This is a genomic window from Vulgatibacter sp. (assembly GCF_041687135.1).
Classification (GTDB): Bacteria; Myxococcota; Myxococcia; order Myxococcales; family Vulgatibacteraceae; genus JAWLCN01.
The window spans coordinates 175,076-190,467 of record NZ_JAWLCN010000002.1; the positions used below are offsets into that span (position 1 = coordinate 175,076).

Genomic DNA, 15,392 nt, shown 5'->3' on the forward strand with positions numbered 1-15,392 from the left:
CGGCTCCTGCTCCGGCCGCTGCACCGGCGTGCCGGCGAGCGTCGCCTCGTAGAGCCTGTCGAAGTGCCGGGCCATCGTCTCGATCTCCAGGTTCGCCTCCACGAAGCGCCGCGCCGAGGCGCCGAGCCTCTCCCGCATCGCGCCATCCGCGAGCAGCCGCTCCAGCGCGTCGGCCACCCGCGCCGGCGCCCGGGGCGGAACGAGCAGGCCGAGGTCCCCGTCGGCGATCAGCTCGGGGCTGCCGCCCACCGCGGTGGCGATCACGGGCAGGCGTGCGGCCATCCCCTCGATCACCGAGTTGGAGAGGCCTTCCGCGTAGCTGGACGAGATCAGGATTTCGCTGCGGGCGAGGATCGCCGGGATGTCGGTGCGGTGGCCGACGAGGTGCACGCGCTCCTCCATCCCCAGCTCCCGCGCCCGCGCGGCGATCGGGGCACGGCGCTCGCCCTCCCCCACCAACAGCAGGTGCACGTCGGGGAAGCGATCGCGGATCGCCGCGAGGCCCTCCACCACGTCGTGCTGCCCCTTCACCGGGTGGAGGTTGGCGACGACGGTCACCATCCGGGCGCCGTCGGGAACCGGCAGCGGCGCTGCGAGGGGCTGGCGCTGCCGGCGGTCGAAGCGATCGAGGTCGATGCCGTTGAGCACCACCTCGATCCGATCCGGCGCGATGCCCTCCTCCTCGATCAGCTGCCGCTTGATCGCCAGCGCGTTCACCTGCACCCGGTCGGCGAGCCTGGTCACCCAGCGCAGCGCCTGGCGGCGCCGCGGTCCGTGCCAGTGGGCGAGGTCGAGGCGGCTCACGATCACCTTCGCCCCGGCGAGGCGCGCCGCCGGGACCGCGAGCAGGTTGGTGTAGAAGTCCTGGGCGTGGACGAGCTTCACGCCCTGCAGGCGCATCCACGCGGCGAGTCTGCCCACCGCGGCGAGGGTCGCCGGATGGGCGAACGAGCCCGCCAGCGGGAACTCCTTCGGCTCGAGGCCGAGGCGCTGGAACTCCGAGAGATGCGGCCCGGCCTTCTTGAGCGCCGCCACCAGCGGCTGCCAGCGGCGGAAGTCGGTGCTGCGCACGCGCTCCACGAACTGCCCCTCGGCGCCGCCGATCCCGAGGATGTTGACGAAGTGGAGGATGGGGGTCGTGCCGTTCTTGCGCATCGTGATTCAGGCTCCGTGTCCGTGACGGTTGGCTGCTGCCAGCTGCCGCTCCCGGCGCGCGAGGCGCTCTGCGGCGGTGGCGAGGCCGAGCAGCAGGAAGAGGAAGAAGCTGAGCATGAAGCCCGCGAACATCTGGCAGACCAGGTAGCCGGCCAGTGCGGCGACGATGCCGCGGGCTTCCTCGGGTACCGGTGAGGGCGGTCTCGTCGCCCGCCATGCGCCCCAGGTGCAGGCGGAGAGGAGCACCAGGAAGGCCAGCAGCGCGGGGATGCCGAGCTCCGCCGCCACCTCGAGGATGAGGTTGTGGGCGACGTAGGCGTGGGCCCCTGCCTCGCCCGGCGCGTAGGTCGCCCATGCGGCGAGGAAGGCCGAGGCGCCGACGCCGGTGAGCGGCCTGCGCTCGAGGATGTTGGCGGCGGTCTGCCAGGCGTAGATGCGGCCCATCGCCGAGGCGTCCTCGGTGTAGCTGGCGATCGTCTCGGTGCGGTTCCAGAAGCGCTCGGGCGCGAGGAAGAGGAGCGAGACCACCACGCCTGCCACCACCGCGAGGGAGCGGATCCGCCGGTTTCCGCCGGCGCCGGTGAGCAGGTAGACGAGGAGCCCCACGCCGAGGCCGAGCGCCGCGCCGCGGCTGTAGGTCACCACCACGCCCCAGATCTGCAGGCCCACCGCCGCCAGCGCGAGGAAGCGCAGCACCGGGTTCTGCAGCCGCGCCCGCATCGCGAGGAGGATCATCGACGAGGCCACCAGCGCCATCGAGAGGCGGTTGGGATCGAGGAAGGTCCCGGTCCAGCGGGCGCGATAGCCTTCGAGGAGGTTGGTGCCGGTGAGGTAGTTGGAGACCGCGTAGTACGCTGGCACGCAGCCGGCGATGGCCACGGCCCAGGCCACCTTGCGCAGCCGCTCCGGCTTGTCGAGGAGGCTCGCCGCAGCGACGTAGACGAGGCCCATCTTCAGGGCCTCGTTGCCGGCCCACCGGCTGATCGCGGGATCGAGGCTCCAGAGCTGCGAGGCGACGGCGGCGGCGAGGAAGCCGACGAGGCCGAAGACGCGCAGGCCGCCTGCCGTCGGCGCAGCGCCGCCGAGGACCCAGCGGGCCACGAGCCCGGCGCTCATCATCGCCGCGGTGAGCACACCCACCCGCAGCGGCTCGAGCACCGGGAAGATGTACTGCGGCAGCGCGTAGATCGTCACCGCGAAGAGGGCGACTCCGAAGACGCCCACCCGGGCCGCCAGCGAGACGGAGTTCCCGCGGAACGGTGCTGGCGTCCCCCGGGGAAGCGCGTCGGCGTTGTGCATCGAGTCCTCCAGGAAGCTTGCGTGGGGCGGATCGAAGTGGGCCTCGAGGGGTGCGGTGCCCCCTTGGCCTACATCGCCCCACGGCGACAGAGACGATGTGCATCGCCGTGCCGCGGTCGCAGTTGCGCCGCGGTCGCGAGGCCGCGGCTTCTCATCCGGGAGCAGCCGATGCGCGAGGCGTGCCGAAGCACAGGAGGCCCGCCGAGCGCCCTCGCCTACATGTAGGCCTCCTCTCGGGTGGGGAGCGCGACGGCCCTGCAGGGAAAGGTTTTTCCCGCTTTTTCCTCGCGTTTTCTCTGCTTGCGCCTACGCCGGCGGTGGAGGTGGGCACGTGTCGGAGGCCGGTGGCGGCGCTCGCACGCCGACCGGTTCGGGGGGAAGAGCCTCACGGATGTTCGGGTTGCATGCGGCGCAACGACGAACGAGCCCACCGCGCGGTGCCGCCCTCCGGGAGAGCCTGCGCATCGAGGAGACTCCCGCTTGAACCAGCTCGCTTCCGCCGTCACCGCAGCCCTCGTCCTCGCAGCAGCAGGCAACGCAGCAGCAGAGGCCACCGCCACCCACACGCTGATCAAGCTGCAGCCCCGCGACGCGGCGCCCACCGGCAAGGTGGCGCGCATCGCCGCCGCCGCCAACGAGATCGAAGCCTTCCAGGCGGTGGTGGCCGGTGGCGAGGCGGGCCTCACCGGCGTCTCCGCCGCCATGTCGGACCTGGTGGGACCTGCCACCATCCCCGCGGCGGAGGTGATGCTCTACCGCGCGGCCTACATCGACGCGCGCAACCTCTCCGACGCCAATGCCCGCGCCGGCCTCACCCCCGACGCCCTCGTGCCCGACGTCGACCGCTACTACGGCGAGAAGCGCAACGCCTTTCCCTTCGACGTGCCCGCGGGCGAGAACCGTTCGGTCTGGGTCGACGTGCACGTGCCGCAGGGCACGCCCGCCGGCACCTACCAGGGCACGCTGCGGATCACCGCTTCCGGCGGCTTCACCCAGGACGTCGCCGTCGAGCTCGAGGTCTTTCCCTTCGAGCTCCCCTCGACCCCGCGCTACCGCAGCTCCTACGGCCTCTCCTGGAACGCCACCAGCCAGGCCCACCACGGCGACGTCTGGGCCAACGGCGACGACGCCAGATACGACGAGCTGCGCGTGCTCTACGGCATCGCCGGCCTCGACAACCGGATGAGCTTCTCCGGGGTGGTCGGCGCCACCGTCCCCGGCACCGGCGGCAACCTCGACTTCTCCCGCTACGATCGCGTCTACGGCCCGCTCCTCGACGGCACGGCGAAGACGCGGCTGCCCGGGGCGAAGCTCACCGCCATCGAGGTCTGGCAGAAGGATCCGCAGGCCGCCGACTACGCAGCGTGGGCGGCGCACTTCAAGGAGAAGGGCTGGTTCGACGCGCTCTTCGACTATACCTGCGACGAGCCGCCGCTGACCTGCGAGTGGAGCGACATCAAGCCCCGGCAGGACCGGGTGCACGGCGGTGATCCGCAGATGAAGTCGCTGGTCACCACCACCGTCGGCCACCTCCGGGAGCACGGCCTCTACGAGTCGACCGACATCATCGTGCCGGTGGTCAACTTCGTCGAAGGCAAGGACGGCGCGTACGCCGGCGATCAGTCGGCGCAGTACCGCCAGGCCGCTGCAGACGGCAAGACCGTGTGGATCTACTCCTCCTGCATGAGCCACGGCTGCGGCGGCACGGTGGGCGGCGAGTACGAGGATCCCGCGCTCAAGGGCTGGCCCTCGATGGCGATCGATCACACGGCGCTGCAGAACCGTGCGCTCCCCTGGGTCGCGTACAAATACGGCTTCACCGGTGAGCTCTACTGGGACTCGGCCTACGCCTTCGTGACCAAGAGCGATCCCTGGGTCGACCAGTGGGACTTCAGCGGCAACGGCGACGGCACCCTGCTCTACCCCGGTACCCCCGCGAAGATCGGCGGCACCACCCACATCCCGGTGGAGTCGATCCGCATGAAGCAGGTCCGTGACGGCATCGAGGATTACGAGTACCTCGCCGAGCTGGCGAAGTACGACGCAGCAGCGGCGGACCGCTTCGCCTCCGAGCTCTTCCCCCACGCGTGGAGCGCCGGTGACATCACGCCGGATCAGCTGCTCGCCACCCGCCGGGCCATCGCCGCCGAGATCGCCCGGCACGTGGCGCCCGCCGGGACGCCCTCCACGCCGACCCGCCCGAGGGACGGCGGCGGGAGCTCCATCGCCGTGCCCGGCACCTCCAGCGGTGGCGAAGGGATCAGCGGCGGGGTGGGCGGCGCGAAGGCCGGCGGCTGCTCCAGCAGCGCTGCAGGCCCCGGGGCGCTCTCGGCGGTGGTCGTGGCGCTCGGCGCCGTGATCCGCCGCAGGCGCCGCGCCTGATCCAGCGCTGAAGACCGAAGGCGCCGCCTCCCTCCTTGCAGGGAAGCGGCGCCTTCGCGTTCCTACTCGAGGTCGGTTATCGCCACCACGCGCCGCTCACCCTCGATCCCCGCAGCCTTCAGCCCCGACTCGATCGCCTTGCGGTCGCCGACGAGCACCAGGCCCCAGGGCTGCGCGAAGAACCATGCACGGGCAGCGGCATTCGCCGCGGCGGCGGTGACCGCGGCGAGCTTCGCCCGGTAGGTCGAGACCCAATCGGCAGGGAGCCCGTAGAGGAGCAGCTCCCCCAGGGCCGCGGCGATCTGATCGTTGGTCTCGAGGCGCAAGGGGTAGAGGCCGGCGAGGTAGCTGCGGCTGCGCTCCACCTCGACGTCCGCGAGCCCCTCGGTGCGGGCCTTCTCGGCCTGGGCGAGCAGCACCTGGAGCAGCTCGCCCACACTCTCGTTCTTGGTGAACGACTTGAAGACGAAGAAGCCCGCGCCCCGCAGCTGGAGGAAGCGGGTGCCGACGCTGTAGGAGAGGCCGCGGTTCACGCGGATCTCGTCGACGAGCCGCGAGGTGAAGCCGCCGCCGAAGGCGCCATTGGCGACGGTCGCCGGGAAGTAGACCGGATCGTTCTTGCCGGTGAAGGCCGGCGCGACGAAGCGGACCTGCACCTGCGTGGCCTGCTCCTTGTGCACCACGAGGATGCGGTTGCGCTGCAGCGCAGCGGCGGCGGGCGCCGTGATCTCGGCGGGCGCCTTCGTGGTCCAGGCGCCGAAATGCTTCTTCGCCAGCCTGCGGACCTCCTGGGGATCGACGTCGCCGACGACGATGAGCGTGGCGCGTTCGGGCGCGTACCAGGTGCGGTGGAAGCGCTGCAGGTCGGCCCGCCTCAGCGAGCCCACTGCCTTGCTCGTGCCGGCGGTGGGCAGCGCGTAGGGATGCCCGGCGGGCAGCACCGTGCGGAGCATCGCACGGTCGGCGACGACCGAGGGCTCGTCGAGCTCCTGCGCCAGCTCGGCGAGGACGCGGCGCTGGTGGGTGTCGAACTCCTTCTTCGGGAAGGTCGGGTGCAGCGCCACGTCCGCCACCAGCTCCAGCGCCAGCGCGAGGTTCTCGCTGGTGACGCCGGCGGTGATCGCGGTGGCGTCGGGGCCTGCAGCAGCCTCGAGGTGCCCGCCGACGTATTCGATCGTCTCGTGGATCTCGTCGGCGCTGCGGATTTCGGTGCCGCGGCGGAGGAGCGCGGCGGTCATCGAGGCGAGGCCCGCCTGGCCTTGCGGATCGTGGGCGCCGCCCACCTCGACGAGGAGCTCGACGCTGGCGAGCGGCAGCTGGTGCCGCGGGGCCACGATCAGGCGCAGGCCATTGGGGAGGCGGAATTCCTCGTAGGGCGGGAGATGGACCGCAGCGGGTGCAGGGGCTGCGGAGGCCTTGGAAGAGAAGGAACGCATGTCGTTGGCCACCTGGTGTCCTGATCAGCGGGTACGGCGCTTCGCGGTCGCGGCGCGGGTGGTCGTCTTCGTGGCGACGCGTTTCTTCGCGGGCGCCTTCGTGGCCCTGGCGGAGACCGCCTTCACCTTCGCCTTCACCTTCGCCCGCATCGTCGCCGCGGGCTTCGCCTTCGGCTTGGCCTTGGCCTTGGCCTTGGCCTTGGCCTTGGCCTTGGCCTTGGCCTTGGCCGCCTTCGGCCTGCGCTTCGGGGCGGGGGCCTCTTCCTCGGTGGCGGTGGGCACCAGCGTGACCACCGAGCGGTTCTTCGGATCGAAGGTCGCCGCCGCCACCCGCTTCACGTCGGCGTGGGTGATCGCCCCGTAGCGATCCAGCGTGCGCAGGCTCTCGCGCCAATCGCCGAGCAGCGTCTCGTAGTTGCCGATGGCGTGGGCCCTGCCGTTGTTGGTGGCGATCTCGTGGAGGAAGTGGGCGCGCAGGGTGTTCTTGGCCTTCTGCAGCTCGAGGTCGGTGATTCCCTCCGCCGCCACCCGGGCCAGCTCCTCGTAGATCGCCTTCTCCACCTTTCTCGGATCACTGCCTGGCTGCAACTCGGCGAAGACGAGGAAGACGGAAGGATCGATCCGCCAGCCGAAGTCGACCATCACGTTGGTCGCGATCTCGTCCTTGTAGACGAGGCGGCGCGTCAGCCGCGACGAGTCGCCGATCGAGAGCGCCGACTGGATCACGTCGAGGACGAAGGTGTCGGCGTCGCGGGCCTTCGGCGCCCGGTAGCCCAGCATCAGCGCCGGGGCCTGGCTGGGGAAGTGGACCTCGGCGCGGCGCTCACCCTGCGCCTCGGGCTCGGCGTCGATCACCTCGGGGACCGGCGGCCCCGCGGGGATGTCACCGTACGCGCGCTCGATCATCTCCAGCGTGCGGGCGGGGTCGAGGTCCCCGACCGCGACGAGGATGGCGTTGTTGGGCGCGTAGTAGGTGCGGAAGAATTGCAGGGCATCCTCGCGGCCGATCGCGTTGATGTCCTCCATCCAGCCGATCACCGGCCAGCGGTAGGGATGCGCCCGCCAGACCAGCGTGCCCAGCGCCTCGTCGAGCATGCCGACGATGTCGTTGTCGACGCGGAGGCGCCGCTCCTCCTTCACCACCTCGCGCTCGCTCGCGAGGAGCTGCGGGTCGAGGGCCAGCGAACGCATCCGATCCGACTCGAGCTCGATCACCGTGGGGAGCGCGTCCGAGGCGAAGTCCTCGTAGTAGGCGGTGACGTCGTTCGAGGTGTAGGCGTTGGACGATCCGCCGGCGCTCTCGAGCACGCGGTCGAATTCCTTGGGGCCGTATTTCGCCGCCCCGTTGAACATCATGTGCTCGAAGTAGTGGGCGATGCCGGTGATCCCGGGGCGCTCGTTGCGCGAGCCGACGCGGAAGAAGGTGTAGTAGCTGATCGTGGGAACCGCGTGGTTCTCCACCAGCCGCACCCGCAGTCCATTGGCGAGCGTGTGCTCGTGGACCTGGAAGAGGTTGGGATCGATCGGCCGGGGCTTGCCGGCACGGGGCTTCTTCGCTGCGCTGCTGGGGGCTGCGGTGGTGCTGCGCGCCACGGGCTCTCTCCTTGCGCGGGGGCCGCGAAGGAGCCGCTCGGCCTCGAACCTTCACGGGGGCCCGCAGGGGTGCCGCGGACCATAGGCATCGCGGATCCGGAGCGTCAAGGCGCCGCAGGGCCGTCCGGACGTGCGGCCCTCGTTCGTTCTATCCTCCGTTCACCACCCACGGGAGGATTCATCGATGCGGCTCCACGCCCTCATGCTGCTCACGCTCGCACTGGCCGCCTGCGGCTCGAACGACGAGGAGGCGGGCCGCAGCTGCACGCCGTCGCCGCTCCTGGACGACGACTGCGGCGGCACCTCGCTCTGCGTCCCCGATGCGGACGACCCGGCGGTGGGCACCTGCGCGCAGATGCGGGCCTGCGATCCCGACGGCAGCTGCCCCGTCGGCAGCGAGGGCGCGGTCTGCAGCGAAGGGATCGTCGAGCGCGAGGAGGCGATCTGCCTGCGGGGGCTGTGCAGCGCGAGCAGCGATTGTCCGTCGGGCTTCGTCTACGACAGCCTCTCCGGCGTGGTGGGCGTCTGCACCGAGTCGGGCGAGGTCGACGCCCCCTGCGAGAGCCAGGCCGATTGTGGTAGGGGCCTCGAGTGCCTGCAGCCCTACCGCGGCGCCGATTTCAGCGTCTGCGGCGATCCGACCCCGCCGGCCGACGGCAGCTGTCTCTACGACGTGCACTGCGGCGCCGGGGCGTTCTGCGAGTTCGAGACCGACGCCTGCCTGAACGGCAGCGGCATGTACTGCAGGGCGGACGAGGACTGCATGGCCAACGAGCTCTGCAGCCGGAACGGCAGCTGCTACGTGCCCTGAACCGCTGCAGCCCCTGCGTCGGCCCAGGGGACGCGCGCCAGCTCGGTGACGCGGGCCACGGCCTGCGCCGCCACCTCGACCTCGGCGGCGGGCCGCTCGCCGAAGCCGAAGACGCCGGTGTCGTGGACGACCACGAGCTCGGCCCTCGCGCCGGCGGGGCGGACGGAGACGCAGCGCAGCCGCTCGAAGACGATCTCGGCGCCCTCCGGCAGGAAGATCCGCCGCTCGGAGCCGTCGACGCTGATCCCGCCGCGGGAGAGCCCGCGCCGCAGCGCGTGGGCCACGTAGATCAGCGTGAAGTCGACGAGGCCGGCGATCATCCAGGCGACCGGGTTGGAGGCGCCCTCCTGCAGCAGCGTCGCCAGGGTGATCCCGAGGACGAGGGCGGTCGCCGCCCAGGCGAGGCCCGCTGCCAGCGCGCCGTCCGCCCTGCGGAAGACCACGCGAAAACCCTCGTCCTCTGCCAAGGCGAACCGGCCGCGGAGGGGCCGGAGAAGCTCGTGCTCGTGCTCGTCGCTCATCGCCTCCTACCTACCACAGCGCAGGGGCCGGATGCGGCCCCTGCCAGGCAGGCGGGCGCAGGCCGTCACTCGATCGCGAGCTCCCAGAGGCTGCCGCCGTCGGTGGCGGCGACCAGGCGATCGCCCACCCGCTCCAGCTCGTAGACCGGCGCGGGGAGCTCGTTGCCCAGGGGCACCCAGGTGGCGCCGCCGTCGATGCTCGCCCAGACCGTGCGGTCCGCGGCGATGGCCTCCTGGCGCGGGGCAACGGCAGCGACGAGCACACCCTCGATCCCCTCGAGGTCGCGGATCCACGACGCCTCGGGGAAGCTCGCATCGACCGCCGTCCAGCTCGCGCCGCTGTCGTCGGAGTGCCACAGCGGCGCGGTCGTGCTGCTCGACGAGGTGGCGAAGAGGCCCCCGCCCCGGCCGGCTGCGGTGAAGTTGCCGAGGGTGGTGTCGGTAGGGACCAGCTCCCACGTGGCGCCGCCGTCGGTGGAGCGGGCGACACCGCCGGAGAGCGTCTGCCCAAGGACGACGTCCTCGAAGGAGGCGAGTTCGAAGATGGACGGGCGCCGGTCGCTGCCGTCCCAGGCCGTTCCGATCACCGGAAGCGCCTCGTGCGCGTACTCCCAGCCGCGGCCGCCGTCGACCGAGCGCCACAGCTCGTCGTCGAAGGTGGCGAGCACGTCGCCCTCCACCAGGGTGAAGTTGCCGCCCGACCAGAAGTCGTACGGCGCCTGGTGGACGCGCGAGAAGCTCTGCCCATCGTCCAGCGACCAGAGCAGCTCGCGATCGCCGACGGCGAGCCACCTGCCGTCACCCAGCGCCGTCGGCGAGCCGAGGCCGTCGAAGGTCGGCGCCTCCGCCCAGGTGCCGTCGGCCTGCAGGCGGAGCGCACGCGCCGCTGCGGTCTGCGCGATCATCTCGCTCCCGTCGGTGCGCAGCACGAAGACGCGGGTCCGGGGGCTCTCCACGGCGACGCGGTCGAAGCCCTGCCCTGCCTCGTCCCAGCGGAAGAGCAGCTCCTCCGTGGCGACGAAGAGGCTGCCGCCGCCGGCAGCGACGGCGCCGATCTCGCCGGGAAGCCCGCTCTCCACGGAGGCCCACCCGCTGCCATCCCAGCGGAAGAGCCCGGCCCGTGCCAGTGCGTGCAGCCCCGCGTCCGTTGCGACAAACCGGTCGCCGAGGCCCCGCGTCTCCGAGGCGGGCAGCACCGTCTCGGTCCACGTCGCGCCGCCGTCCACCGAGCGATGGATGCGGTTGTTGCTCATCGCGAAGATCGCCCCCTCGTAGCTCGCGAAGTGCGTCGCAGCAGCGAGCATGTCGGTCCCAGCGACAGCGTCCCAGGTTGCGCCGCCGTCGGTGCTCCGCACCAGCGCGCGGGCGCCGTAGAGGTCGGGGGTGATCATCACGTTGCCGGAGACGAAGAGCGTCTCCACCCCGTGGTCGAGCGGCAGCTCAGCCGCCTCGCTCCAGGTGGCGCCCCCGTCGTCGGTCCGCTCGGCCCAGACCCGCTGCTGCGCCTGGTGCACGGCGTAGACCGCGTCGCCGTCCACGGCGACCGCCTCCACCGTGCTGCTGACGAACGACCAGCTGCTGCCCCCGTCGGTGGAGCGGTAGAGCCCCACGTAGTCGACCTGGAGGAAGAGCGCCTGCGGGGTCTCGACGAGGGCACCGATGTTCCCCGGGTTCTGCAGCACCGGCTCCCAGGTGCTGCCGCCGTCGCTGGAGCGCAGGAGATGGGCGCCGCCGCCGGCGAAGAGGGTGCCGTCCCCGAGGGCGAAGAGCGCCGTGCCGATCGAGACGCTCTGCGGCGCGTCGGCCAGCGCCCAGGTGCCGGTGCCGTCCCAGGCGCCCGGCGCCACCGTGCCGCCCGTTCCCCCGGCACCGGCCACACCTCCTGCGCCGCCACTGCCACCGGCGCCGCCGGTGCCGCCCACGCCGCCGGCGCCGGCGGTCCCGCCTCCGTCACCGCCCACGCCACCGCTGCCGCCTACCGCGCCGGTGCCACCGACACCGCCGACACCGCCGACGCCACCGGCACCGGCACCGGCACCGGCACCGCCGCCTTCGTCGGGCAAGGAGTTCGCGTCCACCGTACAGGCCGAGAGCAGCAACGCAGCGGCACAGGCCGCCGTCTTCGGGATGCGGCGCATCTTTCCCCTCCGGGGTTGGAATGAAGCGAGGCTACGCTCCCCCACCCGGAAGGCCCACCCCCCGCGGCCGTATTCTGTATACAGCCGCGAGTACACACCCCCCAGACGCGAGAAAGGCCCCGGATCGCTCCGGAGCCCTTCTTCTACGCCGGCAAGTCGTATCCCGGATCAGCCGCCCGAGGGACGGAAGACGAAGGGATAGGTGATCACCGCGATGCCGCCTCCCTTGGGTGCCGGGAAGTTCCAGCTCTTCACGCGGGCGTTGATGCAGCTCGCCACCCGCGCGTTGTTCAGGCTGGAGCTCACCGTGCTCACCTGGGTCACCCGCCCCTGCGAGCCGATCACCCACTTCACGGTGATCTTGCCGCTCATGTTGGGCTGCCGCACCAGCTCCGACTCGTAGCAGTACTTGAGCTGCGAGTGGTGCGAGTGGACGACCTTGCGGACGAGCTCCTTGTCGTAGCCGACGATGACCGCCTCGCTCGAGGAGATCTGCACGTCGGAGGAGCCCTTCTTGCCGAGGCCGCCGACACCGCTGCCGAAGGAGCCCATGCCGCCGCCGCGGCCCTTGGTGCCCACCGCGCCGACGCCGATGGTGTTGCCCACGCCGCCGCCGCCGGTGCCCGTGCCCTTGAGGCCGAGGCCGCCGAAGCCGTGGGCGTCGCCGACGCCGTTGCCGGTGATGCCGCCGATGGCGCCCTTGAGATCGCCGCCCAGGCCGCTGGTGCCGAAGATGGTGGAGAGGCCGGCGTTCTTGCCCTTGCCGAGCATCGCGAGGATGCCCTGGTTCTTCACCTGCTCCTTGTCGTTGGGATCGATGGCCCGCGGCGCCGAACGCGTGTTGCGCTTGGGAGCGTCGCGCTTGCCCATCTGCCCCTCGTCGCCTGCGGCCTTCGCCGCCATCTGGCCCGGATCCTTCGGGGCCTTGAGCGAGAGCTTGTCGAAGAAGGGGTTGTAGTGGCGCTTCGGCGCCTCGAAGAGCGTCTTCGCCCAGCGCGCCTCGTTGGAGTGGAGATCGTCCTGCCAGATGTCCGCGTCGTAGGCGCTGTTGGCAGCGCCGACGATGAGGCCGCCGATGAGGAAGGCGGCGACGACGAAGACGTTGAGGAACTGGTAGTCGAGGCGCTGCGCCCACGGCACCACCGCCTGCTTCGGCGTGGGCCGGAAGCAGACGTCGGCGCGGATGTGGCCGAGGTCGACCCAGGCAGCCTCGTGGCTCGCCAGCGGCAGCTCGTAGAAGCCGGGCTCCTCGCCGGGCCGCACCTTGCCGGCCTTCACCAGATCGGAGAGGCGCTGCGGCCCTGCGTCGCTGATCCACTCGCCGTCCATCGAGCCGTTGAACGCGAGCGTCCAGCTGCCGTCGTTGCGCTTGAGGAGCGGGAAGGCGTCGCCGGGCAGGTGCGCGGCGTCGAGCTGGAAGTCGGCCTCGACGCCGGCGCCGACGGTTACCTGGGTCTGCTCGTCGAAGTGGCCCACGGCGAGCTGGGTGTCGCCCCAGAAGAAGCGCACGTCGAGCTGAAGGGCCCGGTCGGTTGCGCTACGCGGCAGCGGGAGCGGCCGCGGGGGCGGTGCGTGGGTGGTGGACGCAGGCTGCCGCACCAGGGAGATCCGGCCGATCTTGATCTGCGGCTGCGCCCAGGCCTCGGCGACGGTGCCGGGCGAGGGCTTCGCGGCAGCAACCGCCGGCGCTGCGGTCGCCGCGGGAGCGGCAGGCTGCGCCACGTTCTGCGCCACGTTCTGCGGCGCTGCTGCGGCAACCGGCGGTGCCGGCTCCGCCGGGGCCTGGGCAGGTGCCGCGGCCTGCGGCTCAACCGCAGCCGCCGCGGCGTTCTGCGCTGCAGCCTGTGCCGCGGCGATCACCTGCGCCGCTGCCTGCTGCGCAGCGGCGAGGACCTCCGGCGGGACCTGGGGCACCACGCTCGCCACCGGCAACTCGGCGGCGGTCCCAGCCGCTGCTGCAGCGGGGGTGTCCTCGGCCTCTCCGGGCGCCTCGTCCGCAGCTGCAGCGGCAGGTGCGGTGGTGGTGGTGTCGCCAGCGCCTGCCTCTGCCTCGGCGCCGATCGCGATCTCGAGGCGGGTGGCCCCGATCTCGATCGCGTCGCCGTTCGCCAGCGCCGCCTTGCTGATCCGCTTGCCGTTGACGAAGGTCCCTTCGACCGACCCCATGTCGATCACCGAAACCTGGCCGTCTCCGGCGACCTCGATCACCGCATGGATGCGCGAGACACGCTCGTCGTCGATGCAGAGGTGCGCGGACGAGAGCCTGCCGACCTTGATGATCTCGCGGTGGAACTCTTTGGTTGCTACGAGCTGCCCGTCCCGGAGGACCCGCAGCGTGAGCGGAATGGCCATGTCGTTTGCTCCTGGCGCGCCCGGCACGAGGCCGGGCGCAGCGGGCTTCAGAGCTCGCCCACCGATTCGAGAACCTCGTCCCGGAAACTCTCGCGAACCTTGATCAGGTTGGTGTGGCGCACCTTCTGCCGTGCATCCACGTGCTCACCGTCGGGCCTGGTGAGATCGCCCTGGATCGTGTCGTCCTCGAAGTCGATGACGGTCTCCTTGGCGTACTCGACGTTCTGCTCCGCCGCGAGGGCGGGCGACGCTGCGAGCAGAAGCCCTACAACCGCCACCAGACGTGCAATCGCTGCACTAGAAGTCATCATCGGGCTCCTCCGGATCGTGCTGCGGCGCAGGCGCCGGACCAGCTTGCTGCGGCGCGGGCGCAGGCGCCAGTTCCTCTTCTGCCGCTGCGGGCTCCTCAGCCGGGGCTGCTGCAGCGGGAGCGGCCTCCCCCGACGCGTCGGCGGTCGCCTCGCCAGCGGGCTGCTCCCCGGCACCGGCGCCGCCTGCGGCCTGCGCCTCCCGCGCCGCCTCTTCGGCGGCACGCTGCGCCATCGCCTTCTCCTCCAGCTTCAGCGCGACGAGCTGCTCGCACTCGCGCAGGTCGGCGAAGACCGGATGCTCGGCGGGCAGGTTCATCGAGTTGCCGGAGATGAACTCGCGGTAGTGGGCGAGGGCCTCCTCGGGCTGGTCCTTGTGCCGGTGGAGGATCGACGCGATGCCGTACTGCGGCCGCGGGTCGTTCGGGGCGAGGACGAGCACCTGCCGGTAGCCGGCGAGGGCCTCGTCGATCTTGCCGAGGCCCCGGAGGGCGATGGCCAGATCGAGCTGCGCCCCGACGTTCTTCTCGTCGTGGCGGAGGATCGCGCCGTAGTGGCTCGCCGCCTCGTCGAAGTTGCGGGCCTCGAGGGCTGCCGCAGCCACCTTCGCCCTGGCGGGGAGATGGTCCTCGCGCAGCTGCACCACCTGCCGGTACTGCGCCAGCGCCGCGGCGGGGTCACCCTCCTTCTCGCGGATCTCGCCGAGAAGGTAGACCAGCTCCGCGTCGGTGGCCTCGTAGCCGATGCCACGCAGGGTCACCAGCTTCGCCAGCGAGAGCTGGCCGCGCTCGAGGTGGACCTGCGCCACGACCTTGTGGGCGGTGAGGTTCTTCGGCTCGCGGAGCAACGCCTCCCGGGCCAGCTCCAGCGCCCGGTCGTTGTCGCCGCCCTCGCGGTAGAGCACGGCGAGCCGCGCCCTGGCGCCGGCGTCCGCCGGGTAGGCGCGGAGCACGTTCTTGTACTGCTCCTCCGCGCCTGCCCGATCGCCAGCGTTCTCCATCAGCACCGCGAGGTTCTCGTAGGCGGCCTTGAGGGTCGGCTTGGCCTCGATCGCCCTGCGGTAGTGGCCGGCGGCCTCGTCGGGCAGGCCGCGGCGCTCGGCGATGACGCCGAGGTTGAACCACGCCTCCGCGTGGGCCGCATCCTCGTCGACCACCGTCTGGAACTTCCTGGCGAGGGCGTCCCAGTCGACGACCTTGAGGGCGAGGCCGTCGTTGTAGGCCCGCACCGCGTCGCCGAACTTCCGCTTCGCCGCAGGCGAGATCTCGCGGGGCTTGTCCTCGCCGGTGGGACGCTCGACGGCGACCGGTCCGGCATCGACGGCGCCGGTGGTGGCGCAGCCGGTCCCGAAGGCCGTCGCGAGTAGCAATGCTGCAAAAATCCGATTGGCTCGCATG

General features: G+C 71.6%; 9 protein-coding genes and 2 pseudogenes. 2 read left to right on the plus strand and 9 right to left on the minus strand.

Annotated elements, in window-relative coordinates; all coding sequences use genetic code 11:
• Window positions 1-81: 81 nt before the first annotated feature.
• Window positions 82-1,155 (minus strand): annotated as a pseudogene (locus ACESMR_RS04655) (glycosyltransferase); the annotation flags it as partial.
• Between the two features lie 6 nt (window positions 1,156-1,161).
• Window positions 1,162-2,454, minus strand: coding sequence for an O-antigen ligase family protein (locus ACESMR_RS04660; protein ID WP_373045492.1), 1,293 nt, complete (start codon window positions 2,452-2,454; stop codon window positions 1,162-1,164).
• A 480-nt stretch (window positions 2,455-2,934) separates the two neighbouring features.
• Here ACESMR_RS04660 and ACESMR_RS04665 point away from each other — a divergent pair, with 480 nt between their 5' ends.
• Window positions 2,935-4,836 carry a glycoside hydrolase domain-containing protein gene (locus ACESMR_RS04665; RefSeq protein WP_373045494.1) on the plus strand — a complete coding sequence of 634 codons (1,902 nt, stop codon included), beginning with the start codon at window positions 2,935-2,937 and terminating at the stop codon, window positions 4,834-4,836.
• Between the two features lie 62 nt (window positions 4,837-4,898).
• On the opposite strand, the gene ACESMR_RS04670 is transcribed toward ACESMR_RS04665, so the two are convergent.
• Both ACESMR_RS04670 and ACESMR_RS04675 read right to left on the minus strand, forming a co-directional pair.
• Entirely contained in the window at window positions 4,899-6,272 is a 1,374-nt protein-coding gene (locus ACESMR_RS04670; RefSeq protein ID WP_373045496.1) for a M16 family metallopeptidase, read from the minus strand.
• 264 nt (window positions 6,273-6,536) lie between these two features.
• Window positions 6,537-7,796 (minus strand): annotated as a pseudogene (locus tag ACESMR_RS04675) (M16 family metallopeptidase); the annotation flags it as partial.
• A gap of 253 nt (window positions 7,797-8,049) precedes the next feature.
• Here ACESMR_RS04675 and ACESMR_RS04680 point away from each other — a divergent pair.
• A complete protein-coding gene (locus ACESMR_RS04680; RefSeq protein WP_373045497.1) occupies window positions 8,050-8,676 on the plus strand; it encodes a hypothetical protein in 627 nt (208 codons plus the stop codon).
• Here the strand turns inward: ACESMR_RS04680 and ACESMR_RS04685 are convergent.
• The 5 genes from ACESMR_RS04685 to gltE all read right to left on the minus strand — a co-directional run bounded on the left by ACESMR_RS04685 (window position 8,664) and on the right by gltE (window position 15,391).
• Window positions 8,664-9,197 carry a hypothetical protein gene (locus ACESMR_RS04685; protein WP_373045499.1) on the minus strand — a complete coding sequence of 178 codons (534 nt, stop codon included), beginning with the start codon at window positions 9,195-9,197 and terminating at the stop codon, window positions 8,664-8,666. The two genes, ACESMR_RS04680 and ACESMR_RS04685, sit on opposite strands and share 13 nt — an antisense overlap.
• A 65-nt stretch (window positions 9,198-9,262) precedes the next feature.
• The gene (locus ACESMR_RS04690; RefSeq protein ID WP_373045500.1) at window positions 9,263-11,335 is read right to left on the minus strand and encodes a WD40/YVTN/BNR-like repeat-containing protein; all 2,073 of its coding nucleotides are present in this window, start codon (window positions 11,333-11,335) and stop codon (window positions 9,263-9,265) included.
• 168 nt (window positions 11,336-11,503) lie between these two features.
• Window positions 11,504-13,687, minus strand: a complete 2,184-nt coding sequence (locus tag ACESMR_RS04695) for an AgmX/PglI C-terminal domain-containing protein (RefSeq protein ID WP_373045501.1) — start codon at window positions 13,685-13,687, stop codon at window positions 11,504-11,506.
• Between the two features lie 47 nt (window positions 13,688-13,734).
• The gene (gene cglF / locus ACESMR_RS04700; protein WP_373045503.1) at window positions 13,735-13,995 is read right to left on the minus strand and encodes an adventurous gliding motility protein CglF; all 261 of its coding nucleotides are present in this window, start codon (window positions 13,993-13,995) and stop codon (window positions 13,735-13,737) included.
• The gene (gltE, locus tag ACESMR_RS04705) at window positions 13,985-15,391 is read right to left on the minus strand and encodes an adventurous gliding motility TPR repeat lipoprotein GltE (protein ID WP_373045505.1); all 1,407 of its coding nucleotides are present in this window, start codon (window positions 15,389-15,391) and stop codon (window positions 13,985-13,987) included. The genes cglF and gltE overlap by 11 nt, the downstream gene beginning before the upstream one ends.
• Between the last annotated feature and the right edge of the window lies 1 nt (window position 15,392).